This window comes from Reichenbachiella agariperforans (genome assembly GCF_900142205.1).
GTDB lineage: Bacteria > Bacteroidota > Bacteroidia > Cytophagales > Cyclobacteriaceae > Reichenbachiella > Reichenbachiella agariperforans.
In genome coordinates this window covers 377,882-402,071 of record NZ_FRAA01000002.1, presented here as the reverse complement: position 1 = coordinate 402,071, position 24,190 = coordinate 377,882, and the positions used below count along the sequence as shown (strand labels likewise).

22 protein-coding genes and 1 tRNA gene are annotated in these 24,190 nt (G+C 43.2%); 15 read left to right on the top strand and 8 right to left on the bottom strand.

Annotated elements, in window-relative coordinates:
• The first annotated feature begins 78 nt into the window (after window positions 1–78).
• The gene (gene hemB / locus BUB99_RS08120) at window positions 79–1,053 is read left to right on the top strand and encodes a porphobilinogen synthase (RefSeq protein ID WP_073121319.1); all 975 of its coding nucleotides are present in this window, start codon (window positions 79–81) and stop codon (window positions 1,051–1,053) included.
• Window positions 1,054–1,365: 312 nt separating this feature from the next.
• On the opposite strand, the gene BUB99_RS08115 is transcribed toward hemB, so the two are convergent.
• The 3 genes from BUB99_RS08115 to BUB99_RS08105 all read right to left on the bottom strand — a co-directional run bounded on the left by BUB99_RS08115 (window position 1,366) and on the right by BUB99_RS08105 (window position 4,261).
• Complete coding sequence (locus BUB99_RS08115; RefSeq protein ID WP_073121318.1) at window positions 1,366–1,584, bottom strand: hypothetical protein; 219 nt, start codon at window positions 1,582–1,584, stop codon at window positions 1,366–1,368.
• A gap of 81 nt (window positions 1,585–1,665) precedes the next feature.
• Complete coding sequence (locus BUB99_RS08110; protein ID WP_073121316.1) at window positions 1,666–2,577, bottom strand: bile acid:sodium symporter family protein; 912 nt, start codon at window positions 2,575–2,577, stop codon at window positions 1,666–1,668.
• A 43-nt stretch (window positions 2,578–2,620) separates the two neighbouring features.
• On the bottom strand, window positions 2,621–4,261 hold the full coding sequence (locus BUB99_RS08105) for a S41 family peptidase (protein WP_073121314.1): 1,641 nt from the start codon (window positions 4,259–4,261) through the stop codon (window positions 2,621–2,623).
• 248 nt (window positions 4,262–4,509) lie between these two features.
• Between BUB99_RS08105 and BUB99_RS08100 the strand changes: the two genes are divergently transcribed.
• Window positions 4,510–6,636, top strand: a complete 2,127-nt coding sequence (locus tag BUB99_RS08100) for a PDC sensor domain-containing protein (RefSeq protein ID WP_170863758.1) — start codon at window positions 4,510–4,512, stop codon at window positions 6,634–6,636.
• Window positions 6,637–6,666: 30 nt separating this feature from the next.
• Here BUB99_RS08100 and BUB99_RS08095 read toward each other — a convergent pair whose 3' ends face one another.
• The 3 genes from BUB99_RS08095 to BUB99_RS08085 all read right to left on the bottom strand — a co-directional run bounded on the left by BUB99_RS08095 (window position 6,667) and on the right by BUB99_RS08085 (window position 9,426).
• On the bottom strand, window positions 6,667–7,488 hold the full coding sequence (locus tag BUB99_RS08095) for an ion transporter (protein WP_073121311.1): 822 nt from the start codon (window positions 7,486–7,488) through the stop codon (window positions 6,667–6,669).
• A 105-nt stretch (window positions 7,489–7,593) separates the two neighbouring features.
• A complete protein-coding gene (locus BUB99_RS08090) occupies window positions 7,594–8,397 on the bottom strand; it encodes a transporter substrate-binding domain-containing protein (RefSeq protein ID WP_084190441.1) in 804 nt (267 codons plus the stop codon).
• Window positions 8,398–8,445: 48 nt separating this feature from the next.
• Window positions 8,446–9,426 (bottom strand): OmpA family protein, encoded by a 981-nt coding sequence (locus BUB99_RS08085; RefSeq protein ID WP_073121307.1) that lies wholly within the window; start codon window positions 9,424–9,426, stop codon window positions 8,446–8,448.
• Between the two features lie 489 nt (window positions 9,427–9,915).
• Between BUB99_RS08085 and BUB99_RS08080 the strand changes: the two genes are divergently transcribed.
• From BUB99_RS08080 to BUB99_RS08070, 4 genes are all read left to right on the top strand, one after another.
• Complete coding sequence (locus tag BUB99_RS08080) at window positions 9,916–10,521, top strand: energy transducer TonB (RefSeq protein ID WP_073121305.1); 606 nt, start codon at window positions 9,916–9,918, stop codon at window positions 10,519–10,521.
• Window positions 10,522–10,675: 154 nt separating this feature from the next.
• Window positions 10,676–10,773: transfer RNA gene (locus BUB99_RS20375), tRNA-OTHER, on the top strand.
• A 7-nt stretch (window positions 10,774–10,780) separates the two neighbouring features.
• Window positions 10,781–11,722 (top strand): HEPN domain-containing protein, encoded by a 942-nt coding sequence (locus tag BUB99_RS08075; protein WP_073121303.1) that lies wholly within the window; start codon window positions 10,781–10,783, stop codon window positions 11,720–11,722.
• A gap of 172 nt (window positions 11,723–11,894) precedes the next feature.
• On the top strand, window positions 11,895–12,833 hold the full coding sequence (locus BUB99_RS08070) for a hypothetical protein (RefSeq protein WP_073121301.1): 939 nt from the start codon (window positions 11,895–11,897) through the stop codon (window positions 12,831–12,833).
• 382 nt (window positions 12,834–13,215) lie between these two features.
• On the opposite strand, the gene BUB99_RS08065 is transcribed toward BUB99_RS08070, so the two are convergent.
• A complete protein-coding gene (locus tag BUB99_RS08065; RefSeq protein WP_073121299.1) occupies window positions 13,216–13,674 on the bottom strand; it encodes a hypothetical protein in 459 nt (152 codons plus the stop codon).
• Window positions 13,675–13,752: 78 nt separating this feature from the next.
• Between BUB99_RS08065 and BUB99_RS08060 the strand changes: the two genes are divergently transcribed.
• From BUB99_RS08060 to BUB99_RS08020, 9 genes are all read left to right on the top strand, one after another.
• Window positions 13,753–14,676, top strand: a complete 924-nt coding sequence (locus BUB99_RS08060; RefSeq protein WP_073121297.1) for a M20/M25/M40 family metallo-hydrolase — start codon at window positions 13,753–13,755, stop codon at window positions 14,674–14,676.
• A 25-nt stretch (window positions 14,677–14,701) separates the two neighbouring features.
• Window positions 14,702–15,232 carry a hypoxanthine phosphoribosyltransferase gene (gene hpt / locus BUB99_RS08055; RefSeq protein WP_073121295.1) on the top strand — a complete coding sequence of 177 codons (531 nt, stop codon included), beginning with the start codon at window positions 14,702–14,704 and terminating at the stop codon, window positions 15,230–15,232.
• Between the two features lie 68 nt (window positions 15,233–15,300).
• The gene (locus BUB99_RS08050; RefSeq protein ID WP_073121293.1) at window positions 15,301–15,873 is read left to right on the top strand and encodes an adenylate kinase; all 573 of its coding nucleotides are present in this window, start codon (window positions 15,301–15,303) and stop codon (window positions 15,871–15,873) included.
• Between the two features lie 217 nt (window positions 15,874–16,090).
• Window positions 16,091–17,083, top strand: a complete 993-nt coding sequence (obgE, locus tag BUB99_RS08045; RefSeq protein WP_073121291.1) for a GTPase ObgE — start codon at window positions 16,091–16,093, stop codon at window positions 17,081–17,083.
• Window positions 17,084–17,175: 92 nt separating this feature from the next.
• On the top strand, window positions 17,176–17,748 hold the full coding sequence (locus BUB99_RS08040) for a nucleotide exchange factor GrpE (RefSeq protein WP_073121289.1): 573 nt from the start codon (window positions 17,176–17,178) through the stop codon (window positions 17,746–17,748).
• A 1-nt stretch (window position 17,749) separates the two neighbouring features.
• Window positions 17,750–18,883 carry a molecular chaperone DnaJ gene (gene dnaJ / locus BUB99_RS08035; RefSeq protein WP_073121287.1) on the top strand — a complete coding sequence of 378 codons (1,134 nt, stop codon included), beginning with the start codon at window positions 17,750–17,752 and terminating at the stop codon, window positions 18,881–18,883.
• Window positions 18,884–19,000: 117 nt separating this feature from the next.
• Window positions 19,001–19,897, top strand: coding sequence for a hypothetical protein (locus BUB99_RS08030; protein ID WP_139280944.1), 897 nt, complete (start codon window positions 19,001–19,003; stop codon window positions 19,895–19,897).
• Window positions 19,898–19,962: 65 nt separating this feature from the next.
• Entirely contained in the window at window positions 19,963–20,874 is a 912-nt protein-coding gene (locus BUB99_RS08025) for an ABC transporter ATP-binding protein (RefSeq protein ID WP_073121283.1), read from the top strand.
• Window positions 20,867–22,189, top strand: coding sequence for an ABC transporter permease (locus tag BUB99_RS08020; protein WP_073121281.1), 1,323 nt, complete (start codon window positions 20,867–20,869; stop codon window positions 22,187–22,189). The genes BUB99_RS08025 and BUB99_RS08020 overlap by 8 nt, the downstream gene beginning before the upstream one ends.
• Window positions 22,190–22,368: 179 nt before the next feature.
• Here the strand turns inward: BUB99_RS08020 and BUB99_RS08015 are convergent, their stop codons facing one another.
• Window positions 22,369–24,102 carry an OmpL47-type beta-barrel domain-containing protein gene (locus BUB99_RS08015; protein WP_073121279.1) on the bottom strand — a complete coding sequence of 578 codons (1,734 nt, stop codon included), beginning with the start codon at window positions 24,100–24,102 and terminating at the stop codon, window positions 22,369–22,371.
• Between the last annotated feature and the right edge of the window lie 88 nt (window positions 24,103–24,190).

Here is a 24,190-nt window from a genome sequence, read left to right as displayed (position 1 = left end):
AAGCGATGAGACGACTTGTCACGATAGTTCTAGAGATATCAGGTGGTTATTTTTACTTTTGCATCAAACACATGCATCATGCTAAGAAGACCAAGAAGAAACAGGAAATCGGCTGTAATCCGAGGAATGATAGAGGAGACACGCTTGTCCACCAAAGATTTTATGTACCCACTATTTTTGTTGGAAGGAAAGAATAAAAAAGTCGAAGTAGATTCTATGCCTGGTATCTATCGATTTTCACAGGATAACATGCGAGCGGAGATCGAACAGTGTTTAGAACTGGGCGTGAAGTCGTTCGATATTTTTCCCGTGGTGGCGGAGAAATACAAGGACAAGGAAGCTACATATAGCTATGACCCTGATTTTTTCTATCTCAAAGCTCTCCGAGAGTTAAAGGAAGAGTTTCCTGAGGCTTGCATCATGACGGATGTTGCTATGGATCCTTATTCTGTGGATGGCCATGATGGGTTGGTCGATGAGGATGGTAAGATATTAAATGATGAGAGCCTTGAAATATTAGGATCAATGGCACTAGCACAGGCAGAGACTGGTATTGACATCATCGGCCCTTCTGATATGATGGATGGCAGAGTAGAGTTTATCAGAGAAGTGTTGGACGAGAGTGGGTATGAAGATACGTCTATTATGTCCTATAGTGCCAAATATGCGAGTGCTTTTTATGGGCCATTTAGAGATGCCTTGGATTCTGCACCTAAATTTGGAGATAAGAAGACTTATCAAATGGACCCTGCTAATTTGAGAGAAGCGATGATAGAAGCCGAGCTCGATGAGGAAGAAGGAGCAGATTTTTTGATGGTGAAGCCCGCTTTGGCCTATTTGGATGTGATTAAACTTCTCCGAGACAATTTTGATGTACCGATAGCGGCCTACAATGTGTCTGGAGAATATGCGATGGTTAAAGCTGCAGCACAAAAGGGCTGGATCGATGGTGAGCGTGCCATGATGGAGTCACTGCTAAGTATCAAACGAGCAGGCGCTAAAGTGATTCTAACCTACTTTGCGAAAGAGGCTGCTCAGATTCTGAAGGGATAAAAAAAGCACTTCCTGTGGGGGAAGTGCTAGTTACATTCATACAACCTGATATTCATCATAGCTGGGGATCTCGTAGGTGGCTGGTTGAAAGCCTGTCCAAGAGGACCGTCATCTAAGCTGGTTGAAGCGTTGATGACAAGGCAAGTATAACAGGGATAATTAAGCCTAAATATTTAATTCGATTGATGGAGTTAAAGTGTCGACCATTGAAGGGATTCTATAGGTGGTTCTACGAGTAGGGTTGTAGGACTGATCGATGACGAAAATTGGGAGATAAAAGCGGAGAGGAGTGAGTGATTCCTTGAAAAAAGCCTAAATGAATTCGAAAATATCGCTTCTACGCAGTGAATTAAGGAATCTCAAACGGGAAATAAGTTTTTGTCTAAAGGCTGCGGTGATGCCATCAAAGCTGTCTAGGATTACAAAATTCTGAGACTGATTGCTGTTTTTGATGATGGCTAAGTAAGTCTGCCTATCGCCAAATTGATATTCTTTCTCTGCTGGATTGTACCAGATGTATTCAGTTTTCATTCAGGTGGTGTGGGATCGTCTATACAATAATAGTCAAATCAGTTTCAATATTGAAGGATTCTATCAGATCACGGTGGAATATTAAGCGGGGACTTCTGTTGGTTTTTTTGACCAAAGCCAAGAGACCGCAGCCCCGGATAGCAAATGCCATACACCCCACCATGCTGCGATAAAGGCCATACCGCCTAACCCGTTGAAATAATCAAAGATGATCACGAGTGCAAGTCCTGAATTTTGGATACCTGTTTCTATGGTGACAGAGCGTCTATCTTGTTGATCCAACTTAGCAGCGGTGGCAGAAAAGAAACCTATGCACAGCGCCATGAGATTGTGTGCAAAGACAATGAAAAGGATATAATGTATGTACTCTAGGAAGTAGCCAAAGTTGGCTTTGAGCGCAAATACGACAAAACTACCGAACAATACGATCGACAAACGTTTAATGGGTTTGTATATCTTTTGGGTTGTGTTGGGGAGTTTATGTCTAAAGGTCATTCCGGCAATTAGCGGTATGACTAGTATCGTAATCATGTTGAGGATGACGTCCCAGATGTTAAGGTGCACTTTTTCGATGATCTGAGCGGTGGGTTCATAGAAGCTAGACCATATTGAAAAATTAAGAGGTGTAACGAGGAAAGAAAGCGATGAGGTAATGGCCGTCAGGCTAACCGATAGTGCAACATTTGCCTTAGAAATGGAACTGTAGAAGTTGGATACATTACCTCCAGGGCATGAAGAGACGAGCATCATGCCTAGTGCGATACTAGGAGCAGGTTCGATCAAGAGTACCATCAGAAAAGTAAAAAAAGGCAGCAAAATTAGCTGTGAAGCCAGACCGACAAGAATAGGCTTAGGCGCTTTGAATAGTAGCTTGAAGCTCTCCAATTTCAACTCCAGCGCTACACCAAACATGATGATGGCTATACATGCATTGAGCAAAAGAAGGGAGTCTTTGCTAAAGTTCAAGACAACATGATCCAACGTTTCTTCCATATATCAGCGATAGTCAGCGCGCAATATATGCGATTTAAGAAGATTATTTGTTCAAAAGCTTAGCGTAATTAACATCCGATCTGATCACTGAGAGTGCCTCCGTGATGTTCTCGTCACTATTTAGTGTAGCCTCTAATACGCCTTGGTTATAGTAGTATCGACGGATGATTTCTAATTCAAGTCTTCTTTTGATTTCCTTTCTAAAATGCGTCTGCCCGTTTGCTTTGAGTCGGGAGACCTCTTCGCTGATCGTGTTGATCTCTTCGGTCAGCTGTTTGTACACCTTGTCTTCGTCAGCTGCCACGCTGAGGAGCTTGATGGCGTGCTCTATCTCGGAGCTGTTCTCGAATTCTTGTCTGTCTACCCACTGTGAGAATTCGTTGTACTCCTGATCTGAAAGCTGAAAAGCAGTAGGCTCTACGATGCTGTCATGACGGTAGTAGTAGCGAGTAGCATAGTCGAATAACAATCCGCTTTTGATTAAGTTTTCGGTGTAGGCAGATACTTTGGTCATGGGTACTTTTACATCTGGGTCTACGCCTCCCCCATCATATACGATGCGGTTGTTGGTAGTAAAGAATGCCTCCTTGAGTGAATCTGGGATTTCTTGCGCTTGCCCATCAGCGTTTTTGTGGAGGTAATCTAGCGCTTGAATGCACCGTCCACTGGGGATGTAATACTTGGCAGTGGTCACTTTGAGTTGAGAGTTATAGGACAAAGGTCGAGTCACTTGGACGAGCCCTTTTCCGAAGGACTTTTGTCCGATAATCACACCCCTATCATAGTCTTGGATGACCCCAGACACGATTTCTGAAGCGGATGCGCTCCCTCCATCGATGATGACGGCTATAGGAATCTCTAAATCTAATGCTTCATTTTGACCAGTGTAGGACATGCTTTGCGCTTGCGTTTTGCCACGTGTCTCGACTATGACCGACCCTTTGGGGACGAACATGTTGCAGATCGCTACTGCTTCGTTTAGCAATCCACCAGGGTTACCTCTTAGGTCAAATATCAGGAACTCTGCCCCAGCTGATTTTAACTGCGTGACAGCATTCTGGACATCTTCGGAGGCACTGCGCGTAAACTCTGTAAGTTTAAAATAACCTACGTTTTCGTCTAAAATGGTCTGGTAGGCTATGTTTGGGATGGTGATTTTTTTGCGCTTCACGACCATTTCTATGTAGTCTTTCTTGTTTCGTTCTACGCCGATGAGTAGCTCTGTGCCAGACTGGCCTTTGATGAGTTTGCCTACTTCGTCATCATTCATGCCTTTGATGGATCTGCCGTCGATCATTACGATCTCGTCACCTATTTTGATACCTGCCTCCTGTGCTGGAGATTCTTTGTAGAGGTTTAGTACGAGGTGCCGGTTGTTGATATTATTGGACATGATGCCGATCCCGCCATACTGCCCAGTGGCATTGGTACGAAAATCTTCTATATCATCTTCTGGGATGTAAACCGTATATGGATCCAGCTTTTTGAGCATGGCATCTATGCTGGTTTTGATGAGGGTGTTCGGATTGATCTCGTCTACATAGTAGGTGTTGACTTCTGTATAGAGGGCAGCAAAGATGTCGATGTTTTTGGCAAGCTCGAAGTAGCGATCGTCATTAGAGAATGACCAAAGCCCTACTGCGAGTAGCGGTAACATTAATAAAAGGATGATTTTTTTTCGCATGATTTAGAACCTTTCGGACTAGAATAGAAACAAAAATATCACATTATTTTTTAGTCCATCCCATTCTACAAAAATCTACAAATAGGATTCTTGGATTAGTTAACTAATAATTTCGATTTTAGTTTTATATTCAAGCAAATAGTTGATTTAGGACTTGATTTTGACTGACTGGGTAATTCGCCAGTCTGTTAGATATGGATGAGTTGTATCAGCTATTTTTGATACTAACTATACTTAACTACTTCTTCATGTCTAATATTGTTTTTCAGAGATCAACGTATATCATGGTTGCTGTCTTTTCACTGATTTTGGTGACCTGGCTGTTGACCGATTTGTATTTTTATACCCAAGAGCGGGAAAAAGAAAGTGTAAAAATTGGTTTTGAATCCAATGAGCAGATCACGCATTCGCTTGATTCAGTACTCAGACAGGTGGCCGAGGTGACGCATGGTATCAAAGGACTGTTAGAGACCTATGATATGACAAAGGATCAACTCGTCGAAGTGATCGAGGGTGAGAGTAGAGCGTTTGAATTCATTCTCGGGATTACCGTTGCCTACGAACCGTATCAGTTCAGCGACTCTATCCCGTTGTATGCGCCATACTATGACAAACGTCAAAATACGCTCATCGATATAGCGGATGTGTATGACTATACTGATTCGACTTTGTCCACAGCACAGTGGTACACGAAGGTGGTCGAGTTAGACTCGGGACTTTGGTCAGAGCCTTATTTTGCACAGGGAGCACAACAGATCGTATCGGATTTTGGCGTGCCGATGTATGGCGTTAGGGATGGTGAGCAGGTGATTGTCGGGACGGTGACTTTGACGATTGCTCTGGAAAGTTTAAACAAGGCATTGAATTCCATTTCGATTGGAAACACAGGCTATTCATTTTTAGCATCTACGAAAGGAACAATCATCGCTCACCCTACGCCGAAGTACATTCTCAATGTGAGTCTTCAGGACATGGGCGAAGTATTTGATATCCCGAAACTTTCGCCTACTATCCTAGAGCAGGATAGTGGGTATTTGGAGTACAAGAGTTTGTATACCGAGACGGATTCTTACTTGTTTTTCGAGACGCTACCTACTAGTGGTTGGAAGTGCATGGTTGTATTTGCTACGAATGACTTGTTGGGTAGTCCTGCCAAGTTGGGTAACAAGATCGTTAACATTAGTCTGGCGGGATCCTTTTTGGTGTTGATGTGGCTGGCAGTATTTATTAGGATTTCGCGTAGTTCTAATCAGAAATTTTGGATCATATCGACGATTACATCCGTGTTGATACTAATCAATATAGCCGTGGTCTGGTATCTCAATATCAAAATGGGCTATGCAGCAGATGATAACAGCTCTGTCAAGATCATGAATCAGACGGAGTTGTTTAGATATGTGCTCGATGAGAATACCCGTATGATGCAGCTAGGCTATGATCCCTACATGACTATCAGTACAGGGATATTCGTGGAGGAGATTGCGATACGTGATTCGTATAGCCTGAGTGTAAAAGGTCGTGTATGGCAAAAATGGCCCATTGGTCTGGATGAAGAGTTCGAGCCAGATTTTGCCTTTGTACAGGAGTCACCGATCTGGGGGACTCGAAAGGAGTTGATCTCGAAGACTACCAATGAAGAAACAGGTGAAAATTATTACCTCTGGCAGTTTAGTGCCACTATCAAACTGGCGCTGAAGTATTCTAAGTACCCCTTTGACTCGAGAGATATCAATATAGAACTGGCGTACCCAGATTTTCAGTCTAAAATATGGCTGACACCTGATTTAGAAGGTTATAAGGTGCTGAACCCATCGGCTTTTCCTGGGATCAATCGTGACATTTACTTCCCCAAAGCAGTATTGGAATCTACCTTCTTTTCGTTTGAGCGGCTCAACTATCAGACCTCTTTTGGTAACCCTGTTTTCAAAGGAGATGATGAGTACCCTGTGATGGAGTTCAATGTCAGCTTAAAGCGTCGTTTTCTCAATGCTTTTGTGATCAATATCATTCCGATTTTCGTCGTGGCATCTATGATTTTCTTGATCTTCTACAGTAACTCCAAACGAAAGGATAGCAATACAGGTGTAAGTATGATGGGCGTAGTGCAGAGTTGTGCAGGGTTCTTTTTCGTGCTGCTGGTGGCACACATCGATCTTCGCCGAAGACTTTCTACTCCAGAGATATCCTATATGGAGACTTTCTATTTTACGATGTACATCATGATAGGTCTATTGGCGGTCAACGTGGTGGCATTTGCCAAAGCAAAGGATACTAATCTGCTGGCCTATGAAGACAACCTCATCGTAAAACTTGCCTATTGGCCGCTACTATTGGGCTCATGGCTTGTGATTACACTGGCTACATTTTACAATTGATTGTCTTATTAAAGGGTTCTATTTCAACAGTTAGGGGAGCTTTACGCCACAGTGTAGGCAGTAATTGGAGCGCTGGGGCAGGTCTTTTGTTTTGCAGTTTGGGCAACTTCCTGAGTTTCGGCTGAGCTCTGTTCTCATGATCTCGTTGGTCACTATACCTGTAGGTACGGCGAGTATGGCATACCCAATGATCATCAGCGCAGAGGCGAGGGTCTGTCCTAGCCATGTGCCGGGAGCAAGGTCACCATACCCTACGGTCGTGATGGTCACGATAGCCCAGTAGATGCTTTTGGGGATACTGGTGAATCCATTTTCTCCTCCTTCGATCGTATAGATCATCGTCCCGATGATCACGACCAAACAAAGTACCGTGCCAAGGAAAACAATGATCTTGTGACGACTGCTCCACAGGGCATTGCCGAGTTGTTCGGCGCCTCCCATAAAGTGTGTCAGTTTGAGGATTCTAAACACACGAATCAGACGGATCGAACGAATCACAGAGAGCGCATGCGTCCCGTCAATAAATAGTCCGAGATAGGTAGGAATGAGCGAGAGCAGGTCGATGATCCCCATAAAGCTAAACACATACTTGAGTGGGTTTGGAGAAGATACCAGTCTTGCGATGTATTCTAGAGAAAAGAGAATGGTGAATATCCACTCTAGTATGTTGAGGACGAGCAGGTACTCTTGCTTGATCTGAGGGACACTGCCTAACATGACCTCCATGACACTGGCCAGAATTACGACCAATAAGATGACATCAAATAGCTTTCCGGCTGTGGTTTCATAGCCGAAAATGACTTCATGTATTTTCTGTTGCCATTTTTTTAGATGTGTGACGTCTCTTTTCATAGGAGTAAAGTTGAGCCAAATCTAGGAAGAAAGGTTGTAGCATAAAAAAAATGATGCCGCACAGGGCAGCATCATTTTTAGATTATTTCTATGTTGGGGGATAGCTTATTCGACCTGTAGCAGCCACATGCCATTCTGCAACCACTTCTGGTTCAGCTCATCGAAGATACCCGCTAGCTCTATGGAGTTCATATAGTTCTGAACCAAGTTCAAGAACAATGGATCGCCCTGTGCTAGAGCGGTACCTATAGGCTCGATGGTTAATGGCTCTTCTAGCGATACGATACCTTCGTAGCTATACTTGAGCGCAGATACCAAGGTAAACGGGTAGTCTGCCACTACTGCTTTGACTACATCGTTTCGGAGCATGTCTATGGCCTGATCATAACTTTTGACAGGTGAGATGTCCGCATTGGTGATGTAGGCATTCGCAAAAATTTCACTGGTAGATCCTTCGAGTACAGCGATTCTCATGTTGGGGCTCTGGTTGATGTCATCAGTAGATTCTGATCTAGACAACAACCTTGATTTGGTTAGGATGGACTTTCCAGAGACCATATATGGCCCTACAAATGCCACACGCATGTTTCGCTCTGGTGTGATGGTCATCCCTGACATGATGAGGTCAATCTCGCCATCTTCTAGTGCAGGGATGAGCTTGTTAAAATCCATAGGTACGAGCTCTAGTTTGACACTCATGGATTCGGCTAGCATAGTGGCCAGGTCTATTTCATATCCTATATATTCACCTGTTTTGGCCTTCATCGCGAATGGAGGCTGATTGCCTGTGATCCCTACTCTGAGTTCACCTTTTTTGATGATGCGCTTGAGTGTTGCTTGTGCATTGGTCACGGTGGACATGACACAGATGACCAGCACGATAGATAGGATCAATTTGATTTGTTTCATAATGTATTTGTATTAGTAGTTGATGATCTAAGTTGTAGTATAATTTCTTTAGATTTTAACGATTTTAAATTCTACCCGACGATTCTTTTGACGTCCTTCTGGAGTAGTGTTTTTTTCTACGGGTAGTTCTTCGCCATAGCCCTTTACGGTAAATCTATATTGTTTAATACCCTTTTCTTCTAGGTAGCTCGCTACGGCTTGTGCACGGTTTTCAGATAGAATTTGGTTATTGACCTGAGAGCCTACATTGTCCGTATGCCCTGCTACCTCGATCTCTGCATTGGGATGGTTCCACAGGAACTCTAGGAGCAAGTCTAACTCTTCATAAGATTCGGACTTGAGGATGTATTTGGCGGTCTCGAAGTAGATGTTTTCCAACTGAAATACTTGACCGACTTTGGCATTTTCCAGTTGATGACCCAGGTTGCTTTTTTCGCAAGCAGCGAAGAACATGTCATCTAGGGCAAAATGTGCAGCGACACAGTCCGTGTTGGTGTTGCGAACGGATAGTTTGACTTGCGTATTTTGTTTCGAATCCCATACGACGCTGTGTTTTTTCCACTCGCATAGAGCACTATCCAGTGTGAGTCTTGATCCTACGGCATTGTCATTGATGTAGACCTCCAGGACTGCAGGTGAGTATTTGAGTAGCGAAGCAGTCCAAAAGCTAAAAGTATAGGTTGTATTAGGTTTTAGGTTTTCGATAGTTTGGCTCCAAGCATCATCATTTGGGGATGTGGACCCATTGAATACCAGCATGATGCCTCCGTTAGAGCTATGGTCTCGACAGGACGCATATAGTCCCATGGCATATTTAGGATTGGTAACGGTAGCATAACGTCCGTTCTGCAAGAGTGCCTCTCCTCCTGACTCTCGTGTGAAGGTGTAATCAGAGTCGAACTGCTGATCCCCCATACAAAATTCTGAATTCTTGATAAGGTTGGGGCCAGAAGAGTAGCCGTCAGGACACTGTGCCTGAGCGAATACAGACCAAAGAAAGAAGAGGAGGTAAGGGAGGGTATTTTTCATAGTAGTTCTCGGTTGTTTAAAACTAATAAGAAAAGCAGCCCGATACCAAAACATGTAGATGAAATGATCTTTAACCTTACCAATGCAGAGTGTGTATAAGTAAGCTGTTTTTCAAGAGCCTATTTTGTCGGAAAATCCAGCAAGAGGATCAAATGTCCAGTGATACAGCGTTTAGGTTCTCCATAAATCCTACGAGACGAAAATTAAATTTACAGCATTGGAATTATTTCATATGCACAGACGAATCATACTCGTGAGTCTAAATCGATGCAAAAGAATATTGGATAAGTTGAAACGAGCCTTAGCTCTTTAGTATTGTAGTGGTCAACAACTACGGAATCAGTGGTCATGGTTTCACGAGTGGTAAAGTAATTTCGACATCAAACTTATTATAATTAGTTTTAACTCGAATCGCGAAATAAGCTGGATACCTACATAATGAACAAACTAATTATACTGACCCATTTGATTTTCTGTTCTCAATTTGGGATGGCTCAAGTTGAAGAGGTTAAGAATAAAACCAGCTGGGGAAAATTAGAGAATAATCAGAAAGTGGGAAACTGGCAATATTATGATGAGCCAGGCAAACTGTCGTTAATGGTGAACCACTCCACTGGTAAGATTATCTTTTTTGAAAAAGACACGTCAAAATACTTGATCAAAAAAGAAGGTGACTGGGTGCTTAGTCATGTGGTTAACCCACCACATTATCTTGGTAGCAAGATGGATTTCTTTTCTTTTATCGGAGAGAATCTAACATACCCACCTGTGCCATTAGCGAATAATAAGACAGGGCAGGCTGCCGTGTCATTTGAGATTGATGAACAAGGGGCGGTTTCAAATTTTGAAATCATCAAATCAGAAGAAGGATGGTTTGCGAGAGAACTGTTGGGCCTATTGAAAGCAGCGCCACCCATCTGGATACCCGCTGCGATAGAAACTGGGCCTGTACCATCCAAAATAATTTTTCTCTTGGGGTTCGGCATTAACAACTCGTACACACCACGAAGGAGAGATAAAAAGGAATATCCTGAATTGTATGAAGAAAAACCCTATATCTACAAAATGGTCGTGACGGCAAAGAAGCCGCAATAAATAAGGGTGTTTTCTGTGACGAGTTCACTACATACGAAGTTGGCGCATTTCATTCTCCCCTAAACCTATGGTGCTTTCGGTCCATAGTGGTTTAGTCAAGATTTTTGAAAATTGTACTATGATAAAGAAATATAAATCTATTACCTTTAAAAACGGAAGATTAGCTTAACGGGTAAAGCTAGGGCACTGACGTGTGAACTATATGTTCTTGTGTCAATGCCCAAGTTGTAGGTTCGAGTCCTGCATCTTCCTACTTATAATGACACAATCACAGGCCTATCTATCCTTTAAGGAACGAACTCAAGAGATTTTTAACTTTGCCGTTCTAGTTACGACGAGCGTCCCTGTTCTTAAACAGAGCTTAAACCTTTTTAAAAAGGGTACTATTTCACGAATTCCTGAACCTGATTTTTTTGAGCCATCTGTAATTTACGAGATAACTGCTGATACAATAGCCTCCTTATCAGAAGAGCAACTGCCGGTAGATAAAATTGAAGAACTTAAAAAAATAGTTGATACTCCAATTAGCCATTCACAATTCAAAAAAACTGTGGTTGATGTAATTGGCGAAGAGCATTATAAAAAACACCGAAACACAATTCGAAGGCAGTCACTTAATTATATCAACAACATCTCAGATTGTACAACTGATTATCAGTCTAAATTATCATCATATTTATACTTTTCACTATTCTCCTATTTTGAAGCGTTTATTTCAGATTTAGTGATGGAGATTATTGATGCCATTGAAAGGTTGAACACAGAACAATATTTCGATAATCTAAAGGTAAATTCAGACTTAAAAAAGAATATTAAAACACTTAATAAGGATTTTGATCCACGAAAAATTGATCGATATAAAAAATTCTCAACCCAGCTAAATAGCCGAGGCTACAAGCCACCCGAAGACCTATTATTATCAACTATGTTAACACTTCTTAAGAATAAAAACGGAGACTTAAAAGCAAATGAAATTCCTGATTTTTTGAAAAAGACATTTCATTTTGAGCTTTCTGAAGATGACAACCAGACATTTCATAATCTTAGGGCAAATAGGAATTCAATTGGACACGGAGACCGAAATTTCAACCCAAGTCTTAAAAGTGTTATTGACACGAATAAATTCTTGAAAGGCCTAAGCGCTAAAATTGACGAACACATCAGTCTTCACTTTAAGGCAATTAAGAACTATCAGAGATGAAAAAAATGCTAACATTCTGTAATCAAATCATGGCGGTTCAGCTGTAAACGAAAGTTCTCTGCTTTCTGGAAGTCCCGCCATATCTCAGATTGGCACTATTGAATGAAAAAGTAATAGCGCAAATCAGCGATTTGGCTATCTTGTAACCGAAACTTAAACTAAATCACATGCCATGATTGATACAGTGACGTTGGCAAACATTAAAGACCGAAAAATTCAGGTTTTGAGAAATATAATATTAACTCTCGTTATCCTAATTCCAGCAATAGGGTTTGGACAATCACAGAAAACTTTAAGTGAAATTTTATGGAGTCGAGTGAATAGTTGTTACTCAATGTTTGAAGACATGGACGATGATGGGATTCCAGATTTTAATAAAATTGACGATTCAAAAAATGGATACTTAAAAATCTCAGGAAGTTGGCCGACTTGCGGATGTTCATGTAGTTCAGAAGTGGGTGCCTTTAAAAACAGTAGTGGCTCTTATATAATTCTTCAATCAGACGAAGTTGAATGTTGTTGGGAAAGAAGAATTTCATCAAATCATGACCTTATAGAGATTTTGCCTGATGGTTTTGGAATTAACAATTTCACATCAGAGCCGATTAAAAGCGACATGGATTATTCAGTTTTTTTTCTCGGAATTGAAATCCCAAGGATTGGAACAGATACAAAAGTTAAAATTGAATTAATACCATTTGGGTTGTTTCCTAAAGGCGTAAATTTAATTTGCTTTGAATATCAACAAGAAAATCATCATAAATACCTATATGGAATTAGAGATGTAGCGAAAGAAATGTCAGATATAGAGACGATTAATTATTTATTGAATGGTTCATTTGATAAAATTTCACCAACGGATAACCTGTTGATTTCAAAAGAAATTGGAACTGATGATAGCCGCTTTAAATCAATGGAAGAAATGAGAGAATATTTAATTCAGCTAAAAAATACTTATGATCTTTATTGTAAACTAAAAACAAATGAGCTGATTTTGGGTTGGAATCGCAATGAATCAAAGTTTTATATTAAAGATGAAGGTGAAAAAATACAACAAATAACCTTTCGTGATTTTTTAATAAATAATAGATATTGGAGCTGGATGTGTTAATGACGTTTGCCAATCGAGTAGACGGCTGACGGTCAAATGACCGCCAGTGCGCCTCTCACACCACCCAGCGTACGGTTTTTCCCGTATCAAGTACGGGACAGGCTGTACTGGGCGGTTCATCCAGCCAGACTTTCATAGCCTCTTTTCTTAAGTCTAGGGATGGTAATGGTCGTTCTCAAGATAGGACTCTGGGTTACTGCCCATCCTCCCATCCGAGTGCGACTCCAGGCATACACTTTAACCCATAGAGTTCGAGATTTCCCAAGGTAAGTGCATGTTCCTTCACTCAATATCCACTGGGTCTACTACATAGTCACTTGATGATAAATCACCCTTTGGACGTCAGTATGATGTGCTACTTTCAAACCCCTAAGCTTCATGCTCAGGGCAAATCCAAAAAGGGAATCCAATGCCCAGCGAACTTGACGAGTGCACTGAGTACAAACCCCCAGAAAGTACAGCTGATCCACATGTACTTGAAGATGTCTTTTTTCTTCGCACCGAAGGCATTGGCGATCACCGCCCCGCCGATGGGCATCAAGAGTAGTGGTGTCAAAAAGGCGATACCCGGCATGCCGTATTTTTGCCAAACCCGTACGTACTGGCGTGACTTTCGTGAAAAGATATTCCTTTGCTTTCTGCGCAGCACCGCCTGACTCGCATGACGAATGTTCGTGCCAAAATAGGTCACGATGTAGACACTCGTCATCATGCCCAGTGTGGTGAGCACACCTGTGATGAGGAAGTGATGTCCATAGCCCGTCCCTAGCAAACAGCCAAAGATGACCTTGATGGTGCTGCTGAGATAGACGGTGAGGTATTTGATGATTTCGGTTGCCATTGAATCTGCGAAGTAAAGTAAGAATGTTGTTTGATCTCAACGAAAAACCATGAATTTTGTGTCCTGAAAACAAACAATATGAAAGATACTGATTTCGATTTGCTCCGAGACCTGTGTGAGGTGTTTGCCCCATCGGGCAACGAAGTAGCGATGAAGCGATTTTTGATTGATTATGTGGAGGCCAATAGTTCCAAATGGAAGAGCCGCCCCGACTTGATTCATGGTCCAGCCTTTCAGGATTGCCTGATCTTGAAGTTTGGCGAGCCGCGCACAGCCGTGTTTGCGCACATGGATTCTATAGGTTTTACGGTGCGCTACGAAAACCAACTGGTGCCTATCGGCAGCCCAGAAGCTGAGACGGGCTACCACCTCGTCGGCGAGGACGGCATGGGCCCGATCGCCTGTCGGCTCAAGGAAGAGGATGGGTATTTGTTTTACGATTTTGGTCGAGGGATACAGTCAGGGACAGAGCTGGTGTTCGAGTGTGACTTTAGAGAGACAGACGACTATGTGCAGTCTAGCTATCTGGACAATCGCCTCGGCATCTACAACGTCCTCAAACTAGCCGAGACCCTACAGGACGGGCTGATCGTCTTCTCCTGTGGCGAAGAGCATGGAGGGGGTACGGTGCCTTTCTTGTGCAAGTACATCTATGAAAACCACCGTGTCAAACAGGCTTTGATCTCCGATATCACGTGGGTCACCGAAGGCGTACAGCATGGTCAGGGTGTAGCGATTTCGATGCGAGACATGAGCGTGCCGCGTAGATCATATATAGACAAAGTGCTGTCGCTGGCAGCGCTTTCGGGTATTCCATATCAGATCGAAGTGGAGCGTAGCGGAGGGAGCGATGGGCGCGAAATTCAATCATCCCCCTACCCGATAGATTGGTGTTTCATCGGTGCACCCGAGGACCATGTCCACTCTCCGGACGAAAAAGTTCACAAAAAGGACATACAGGCGATGATCGATATGTACCGATATCTCATGGAGAACCTTTAAATTCACCCGTTAATATTTATGCATTATGATTCAAATCGAAGATAAAAAATTTGTTCCCTATCTGACTTCCGACGAGGTACAAGGTATCGTCAGTCAGATGGCTGATCAGATCAGTGCTGACTATGAGGACAAACCTCTGGTACTGTTAGGGATATTAAATGGCTCGTTTATGTTTCTCTCTGATCTGGTCAAAAAGATGACCATTGACCCTGAGATTAGTTTCTTGAAACTGGCGTCCTATGAGGGGAGTAAGTCTACTGGAAAGGTTAAAGACCTGATCGGTCTGGATGAGGACTTGGATCAAAAACATGTGCTGATCATCGAAGATATCGTGGATACAGGCAACACACTCGCGCACATCATTTCCGCATTGGAGAACGAGGGAGCTGAGTCAGTCAAAATCGCAACCTTGTTTTTCAAATCTAAAGTCTATTCAAAGGATATCCCTGTAGACTATGTGGGCAAGGCCATCCCGAACGACTTTGTGGTGGGCTATGGTATGGACTATAACGGGCACGGGAGAACACTTCCAGATGTCTATCAGCAGGAAGGCTAAGTATCTGAAAGGATTTTTGCTATATTTGACCCCTTTTTGATTTACGCTTTAAGCACAACTGATATAACATGCTGAACATAGTATTATTTGGCCCTCCCGGCGCAGGGAAGGGAACGCAGAGTGAGAAGTTAATAGCCCAATATAATTTGGCTCACCTTTCGACAGGAGACTTATTTAGAAAACACTTGGGCGAAGGCACCGAGCTCGGCAAACTGGCTCAGAAATACATGGACGATGGCAACCTAGTCCCAGACTCAGTGGTGATCGACATGGTCAAAGACAAAATAGCTTCTACGACAGATGCCAAAGGGTTTATTTTTGATGGGTTTCCTAGGACGGTTCCTCAGGCAGAGGCTTTGGATCAGATGTTGGGCGAGTTCGAGACGACCATCAGCGGTATGGTCGCGCTAGATGTGCCAGACGAAGAGTTGAAGGCTCGTCTATTGGAGAGAGGAAAGACTTCAGGTCGAGCAGATGATCAAAACGAAGAGAAGATCAATAACCGCATCCAGGTGTATAAAAACGAGACCTTGCCCGTAGCGGAGTTTTACGAGCAGCAAGGCAAATTCAACAAGATTCATGGTGTAGGTACGATCGACGGTATATTCTCTGAGATTAGAGGAGTCGTAGATCAGTTCTAATTGTACTTCACCACATAATGACACGAGGTTGTCTCAAAAGCAAAGTCTTTTGGGACAACCTTTTTTGTTTTACAAAGGATTATTGGTCAGAGGTAAGAGACCAAAGCGTCTGTCATTTCACCATCAGGTGAAATAACCGCACTTCAATCGGGATTAGGGGATGTTTTTGCGTTCTTTTGCAGTCACGAATATCAAGTAACTATTTTAACAATCGCCCATGGCATCATCTAACTTTATTGATTACGTAAAATTCTGTTCTCGCTCAGGAAAGGGAGGCGCAGGGTCAGTTCATTTTCGTAGAGAAAAGCACGTACCCAAAGGAGGTCCCGACGGTGGCAATGGTGGACGGGGTGGTCATGTCATCCTCCGAGGCAATAGGCAGCTGTGGACTTTGCTTCATTTGAGATACAAAAAGCACGTCCTCGCAGATGATGGTAACCCCGGCGAAGGAGGTAACCGGTCAGGGCTAGAAGGAAAGGACGTAATCCTCGAAGTGCCACTCGGGACGATTGCCAAGGATGCTGAGACGGGAGAGAAAATCGTAGAAATCCTCGAAGAAGGACAAGAAGTAATCCTAACACCTGGTGGACGTGGAGGACTAGGCAATGACAACTTCAAAACGGCGACCAATCAGATCCCTTACTATGCACAGCCAGGAGAAGACGGCCAGGAGCAGTGGATTGTGTTAGAGCTTAAAGTGCTGGCAGATATCGGGTTGGTGGGATTCCCCAATGCAGGGAAGTCGACCTTGCTCTCCGTCATGTCAGCAGCCAAGCCTGAGATTGGGGATTACCCGTTTACCACACTCGTGCCGAATCTAGGCGTAGTAGGTTACCGGGACAACAAGTCTTTCGTGATCGCCGATATCCCAGGGATTATCGAGGGAGCCTCAGAAGGCAAGGGGTTAGGCATTCGGTTTTTGCGACACATCGAGCGCAACTCTATGCTTCTGTTCATGGTGCCAGTAGACTCAGACAATATCCAAAAGGACTATGAGATTCTGCTTCAGGAACTCACCAAATATAACCCCGAGTTGCTGGACAAGCAGCGCATGCTGGCCGTCACCAAAGCAGACATGCTCGACGAGGATCTGATTACCGAGATGACCAAGGAACTACCCCAGGGTGTCCCTGCTATATTCATATCTAGTGTAGCACATTATAATCTGGACAAGCTCAAAGACATGCTTTGGGAAAAACTGAATGCGTAGTACAAATTGACTCACTTTTAAGACATTATGACACTATCCTGACATTGGCAGAGTAATTGCCAAAGTATGGGAGCATAAAATTTTTGACAAAAATGGCAAAAGGCGAAAAGAAGGCTGACAATAAGTCTCAAGAAGAACTGAAAGAAGAAGTGCTAGATCAAGTAGAAAATACTGAAGCACCAGAAGAGCAGCAGGAGCAGGAAGAAGAACTCTCTGCAGAGGATAAATTGAAAGCGGAAGTAAAAGAGGCTCAGGACAAATACTTGAGACTATACTCAGAGTTTGAGAACTTCAGAAGACGTACGTCTAAAGAGAAACTTGAGCTCATTAGCAATGCCAACGAAAACCTGTTGCAGGCACTATTGCCAGTAGTAGATGATTTCGAAAGAGCTGAAAAATCCATGACCGAAGAGGCAGATGTGAAATCTGTCAAGGAAGGTGTGGATTTGGTATTCACCAAACTCAAAGGCATACTAGAGGCGAAAGGAGTAAAAGAAGTAGAGGCAGTAGCTGGAGGAGACTTTGATCTCGAAAGGCATGAAGCGATCACACAGATACCAGCCCCTACCGATGATTTGAAAGGCAAAATCGTAGATGTCGTAGAAAAGGGCTACCAGCTCAATGACAAAGTGATCCGATTTGCCAAAGTAGTAACAGGAGCGTAAGATGGCGAAGAGAGATTTTTATGAAATATTAGGGCTGAGCAAATCTGCCACCCCAGAAGAAATAAAGAAGGCCTATCGCAAGATGGCCATCAAATATCATCCGGACAAAAATCCAGACGATAAGGAAGCAGAAGAGAAATTCAAAGAGGCAGCAGAAGCCTACGAGATACTCAGCGATGCGAATAAAAAGCAGCGTTACGATCAGTACGGTCATGCAGGCATGGGCGGAGCATCTGGCGGTGGCGGAGGTTTCGGCGGTGGCGGTATGTCCATGGACGATATCTTCTCACAGTTCGGTGACATCTTCGGTGGCGGAGGTGGGGGCGGAGGTTTTGACAGCTTCTTCGGTGGAGGCGGTGGTCGCCAGCGCCGACGCAAAGGCTCGAACCTACGCATCAAACTCAAGCTATCCCTAGAGGATATCGCGCACGGCGTAGAAAAGAAAATCAAAGTCAACCGTCTCGTGGCGGCAGAGGGCGTGACCTTCCGTACATGTCCACAGTGCCAAGGCTCTGGTCAGGTGCAAAAGGTGGTCAACACCATGCTCGGGCAGATGGTCTCTGCATCGACCTGTCCGTCCTGTAATGGTGCCGGACAGACTATCGACAAGAAGCCTCCAGGAGTAGATAGCTCAGGGTTGAGTTACAAGGAAGAGGTTATCTCTGTCAAAATTCCTGCAGGTGTTGTAGAAGGGATGCAGCTTTCTATGTCAGGCAAAGGGAACGAAGCACCCGGTGGAGGTGTACCAGGTGATCTATTGATCGTCGTGGAGGAGAAAGAAGAAGAGACCTTGAAAAGGGACGGAAATAATATCGTCTATGACCTCTATTTGAACTTCATCGATGCAGTACTTGGGACTTCTGTAGAAGTACCTACGATCGATGGCAAGGTGAAAATCAAGATCGACGAAGGAACGCAAAGTGGCAAGATTCTTCGCCTCAGAGGCAAAGGGATCAAAGACCTCAACGGCTATGGCAAAGGAGATCAGTTGATACACGTCAACCTGTGGACGCCAAAGACGCTGACCAAAGACGAACGCGAAAAGCTAGAAAGCATGCGTGAGTCTGAAAACTTCGCGCCGAACCCGTCCAAAACAGACAAGGGCTTCTTTGAAAAGATCAAAGAGTTCTTTTAGGAGTAGAATACTCCCAAAACAGAGATTAGAAAGGCCTAGAATTTTTGATTCTAGGCCTTTCGTTATATTTTCGGGTTTTGAATCAAACCAGAAAGTTTGTTTTCCGTAACTACACTCATGTTAAGGATTTTATTGGTTGCACTGGCAGCAAGTATGTGTGGGTTGGAGGGGCATTGTCAACTGAAGAAGTTTTATACAGTCAAGTCTCACGCCTCTTATGATACAGTCGATTTCGTCATGAAAGCGACATCAGGCACGTGCTTTGTCAAGCCCTCTCATCACAACGACCCGCTGACCATTTATGGCAATCCTTCTCTTTCGGAGGTCAATCCTACTTTTACATCCTCCATTCGTAGCACGACCAACTTCGTCAAGCTAGAGCTCGAAGATTATAATAAAAAAGGCCTCAGTCACGCCATCACCTACAATGTATTCGGAGGTGAAAAAAATGAAGAAGAAAAAGACTTCTGGAAGGTCTATCTCACCGACGAAAAAATCTACAACCTTAACCTATCCTACGGGGTAGGAGACTCCTACATCAACTTGTCTAACGTCGCAGTTGCCAAAATCAAAATCGAATCTGGAAGTGCTGATGTCCACATCAACTATGATGAGGGAGGAATGAATAGATGCCAAATGGACACTTTTTCAGTCGTAGTGGATTTGGGCACATTGGTGGCGGAGCGTATGCACTTATCTCAAGCGAAACACGTAATCGCCGAAGTGGGTTTTGGTACAGCGGTTTTGGATTTTAGTAAGGGAGTGAATCAAAAATGTAACGTGAATGCCAGCATAGGAGCGGGTACGTTAAAGGTCCGCGTTCCCGAGTCCAACTTTGCAGCTATCATTCGGTTCAAAAGTTCACCGCTCTGCAAGTATTCCTTGGAGCAAGGCTTTAAAAAAATCGATACAGATGTCTATGTCAGCAAAGGCTATGACGAAAATGCAGAAAACCTTATGGAGTTTGTGGTAGATGTGGCACTAGGTAATATCACCTTCGAATACGTTAAATAATTCCGTTCCTGTAATAATTTCTAGTCAAATGATACTAAACTCGTGTATCACTTAATTGACTACACTTGAATCTAATCGACATCCAAAACATCTCTAAGCGCTATGGAGATCATCAGGCCTTAGATAATATTTCGTTCGCTATTCCCGACAATAGCATTTTTGGCCTCCTCGGTCCGAATGGTGCAGGGAAGACGACACTCATCAGAATCATCACGCAAATTATCATGTCCGATCAGGGCGAAGTGCTCTTTAATGGAGTAAAACTGGATCCTGAACATATTCGGCAGATAGGCTACCTTCCCGAAGAGCGTGGGCTTTACAAGAAAATGAAAGTAGGCGAGCAGTTGCTCTATTTGGCTCAGCTCAAAGGCATGGAAAAGAGGGAGGCGGTTACGAAGATCAAGCATTGGTTAAAGAAACTGGAAATCAGCTCTTGGTCTAACAAGGCCATCGAAGACCTCTCGAAAGGAATGCAGCAGAAGATACAATTTATCGCTACAGTGGTACACGAACCATCTCTGATCATACTGGACGAGCCGTTTTCGGGTTTTGATCCCGTCAATGCAAACCTAATCAAAGATGAAATTTTCGAACTCAGAGAGAAAGGTGCAACGGTTATTTTTTCCACACATAGAATGGAATCCGTGGAGGAGTTATGCGATGACATAGCGCTGATAAATCACTCCAAACTGGTTATATCTGGAAAGAAAGGAGATATCAAAAATCAGTACAGGGATAATACTTTCATCACAGAGCATATTGGTGATGAATTGAGACCTCTTGCAGGTGTTGAGGTTTTGTCTGTCCTCAAAAAAGGGGAGTTAGTTAAAACAGAGCTTAAACTGGACGAAGGTATTGGCGTCAATGATCTAGTGACACATATTACTTCTCAGTCTACTTTAGTTTCGCTCAATGAGAAGATCCCATCTATCAACGATATTTTTATTTCCACTGTAAACCCATCTGGCCATGAATAAGATATTGCTAATCATCAAGAGGGAGTATATCTCTCGTGTGAAGAAGAAGTCGTTTCTGATCATGACTGTTTTGGGGCCGATATTATTTTCGGGTTTGTTTATCGTTCCGATCTGGCTGGCGACTCGTGGTGGAGACGAAAAAGTCATTCAAGTGATCGATGAGTCGGGTTTGTTTGCCGAAGAGTTCGTTAGTGCCGACAACATGACCTATGTCTATGTAGCGGAGGATTTAGAAACCGCTAAGTCAGCCCTAGCAGTCAACAATGTTTTTGGGCTGCTCTATATACCTGAGATGACGATTGAGGCACCTGAGGGAGTCAAGTTTTACTCTACTCAGAACCCTGGGTTCGGTCTAAAGGCAGATTTAGAAAAGAAAATTCGAGAAAGAATTGAAAACATTAAACTCATTAATTCTGGTCTTAATCAGGAGTTTTTGGATGGGTTAAAATCACATGTAGCCATACAGACGGTGAACTTGTCCGACTCTGGGAGCGAGAGTGAGAGTAGCACAGGAGCGGCTACTGCCGTAGGGTATATCGGAGCATTTCTGATTTACTTTTTCATTTTCCTCTATGGAGCGCAAATCATGCGTGGGGTGATCGAGGAGAAAACGAATCGAATCATTGAAGTGATTATTGCGTCGGTTAAGCCTTTTCATCTGATGATGGGAAAAATCATAGGTGTAGGAGGCGTAGGCTTGACTCAGTTTTTATTGTGGGTGGCGCTATCCAGTGCGATCGTGACGGGTATCACTGCGGTGGTTTCGTCAGATATGACCCCAGAACAGATAGAAGCGATGCAGCAGGTGGATCAATTATCAGGTATGCCATCACCACAGCAGTCAGAGGCACAAGCTGCGATTGAGAATTCCATGGGGGCTCTCGGACAAATCAATATTCCACTGGTGCTGTCGTGTTTTGTGTTCTATTTTCTCGCAGGGTACTTGTTCTATGGGGCTTTATTTGCTGCGATAGGTTCTGCCGTAGATAGTGATGCCGACTCTCAGCAGTTTATGTTTCCAGTGACCATACCGCTGATCTTTTCGGTGGTAGTACTCTCAGCTGTCATCAATGACCCACATGGGAGTTTGGCTTTTTGGCTATCACTCGTTCCATTTACCTCTCCAGTTATTATGATGATGCGAATCCCGTTTGATGTGCCTGTTTGGCAGATTGCTTTGTCGATGGTGAGCATGATTGGAGGTTTTATATTTACGACCTGGTTGGCAAGTCGCATATATAGAGTGGGAATCTTTATGCATGGTACGAAGGTCAACTATAAGACGCTGGCCAAATGGTTTATGATGAAGTCTTAAAGATTACCAGTAATCTGAATTTGGTTCTAAAAAAGGCTTAATGAAGTATTGAAGCCGTTTTTTATTTCGACAGTTAGTACCTAAGGAATACCCAGCCTTTTTTCTATTTAGAGTATTACACAAAAGAGCCCGACATCAGCATGATGTCGGGCTCTTTTGTAATGACTTTGTGGTATTTTCTATTTTAAGAAAACTTCATAGGTGTCTGATCGGGTTTCGTTTCCGAGCTTATCGGTAGCCCGTACTTTGTAGGTGACCATGCCTTTGTTGTTAAGTTTGATAGGCTTGACATACTCTAGTTCTGGTTGGTCATCTATGATGTAGAATACTTTGTCAGTATCTATTGTTTTGTCAGTGGCTGCTAGGAACAATTTGACACCTTTTGAGTAGACGTTAATCGGTGTACCTTCTTTTTCATCCAAAGCAATGGTGCCAATGGGTTCCATACTAAGGATATGCTCAATAGCAGGCCCAGTATTATCTACTACAAAGAAGAATGACTTTGTGTTCCTATTGTTGACTTGATCTGTTCCATAGAAGTCTATGGTGTAGAACCCTTCCTCTTCTAGTTTTATCGGGCCGTCATAGGTTTGACCCTGACCTCCGTTGATTTTGTAACCTAGGTCTTTGATCCCACTATCATCGTCCTCGGCGGTCAGCGATATTTCGGAAGTACTGGTGACGAATGTGGTGTCTCTAGAGGTATAGTGCTTGCCTCCAAATGCATGGGCAATTTCTGGCGCTTTCATGTCTATGTCTAGGGATGCTCTGCTCAAGTTTGCTTCCTCTAGCTTACCCTCAAAGGTGTTGTTAACCTTGTCAGAGGCAAAGTATAGAACGGTATGGTTTCCTTGGTCTTTGTTGAGTGCAAAAGGCTCGTAGTAATTCTGCGGTTTTGAACCGTTGATAGAATATTTGATCTGCTTCACTCCTGCTTTGTTGTCTTGGGCAACTAATTTTACTTTGGTTCGGGTAGAGATAAATACACGACCTCTGTTTTGGTACTGATCCCCGACGATAGTTGCTTCTACTTCTGGAACGGTTTTGTCTAGATAGAAATCTACCGTTTTGGGAGTCTCTTGATTTTTTACATTGTCATAGGCATAGTACTTGAGGGTATGTTGGCCATCAGAGAGTCCCGTTAGGTTGATTCGATTACCGTAGGTTTTTTCAGTTCCACCATCAATTTGATAGGCAATTTTACTGATCCCAGATCCTGTATCTACTGACTTTAGTTCCAAATATGTTCTTTCAGAGAAAACCATACCACTACGGTCGTTGTGTACTGAATATTCAGAGGTTGGGCTGGTTAGGTCTACTTTGAAGTTGAACATTTGGATCGCCTCGACATTGCCTGTGTTATCGGCAGAATAGATTTTTACATCGTATTTCTTGTCAGAAGCAAGATCTATTTCATTGGCGTAAGTACTAAAAGGGGCATTGTTAATAGAGTAGAATGTCTTTTGAACGCCAGAGTGGCGGTCTGTCGCAACAGCGCTAAGTTTTAGTCCTGACCCGAAAAATTGAACCCCATCCTGATTCTTGTACACTGGAGCACCTGTCAAACTAACTTTGGTTTCAGGAGCGTTGCTGTCACGGTATACTTCGAAGAGTACTTCTACTTTAGGGACATGTTGGGTGAGCGTAGAATCCGCTGCCCAGTTAGATCTAAAATAGTTGATCCCTTCAGTGTCAAGGTAGAGTGGGTTAGTGAATTGTGGGTGAATCTGACTTTCTAACTTGTGTGCATTAGTACCTTCAGGATTGTCTGCTATGAATAAATATACAGGCTTTTTTCCGTGCCAATACAACTTGCCTTCTTCCCCCACATAGTAGTTGGCATCAACCTTCTGTTTTTCCTGCGCAAAAATAACAAAGGGGCAGAACAGAAGAATCGTAAAAACCTTTCTCATAACTAATAATAAATTATTTTTACTTTCAGATAACAGAATCAATTAAATACATTGCATCTGCAATATCAAAAAAAAACGAACAAAACAG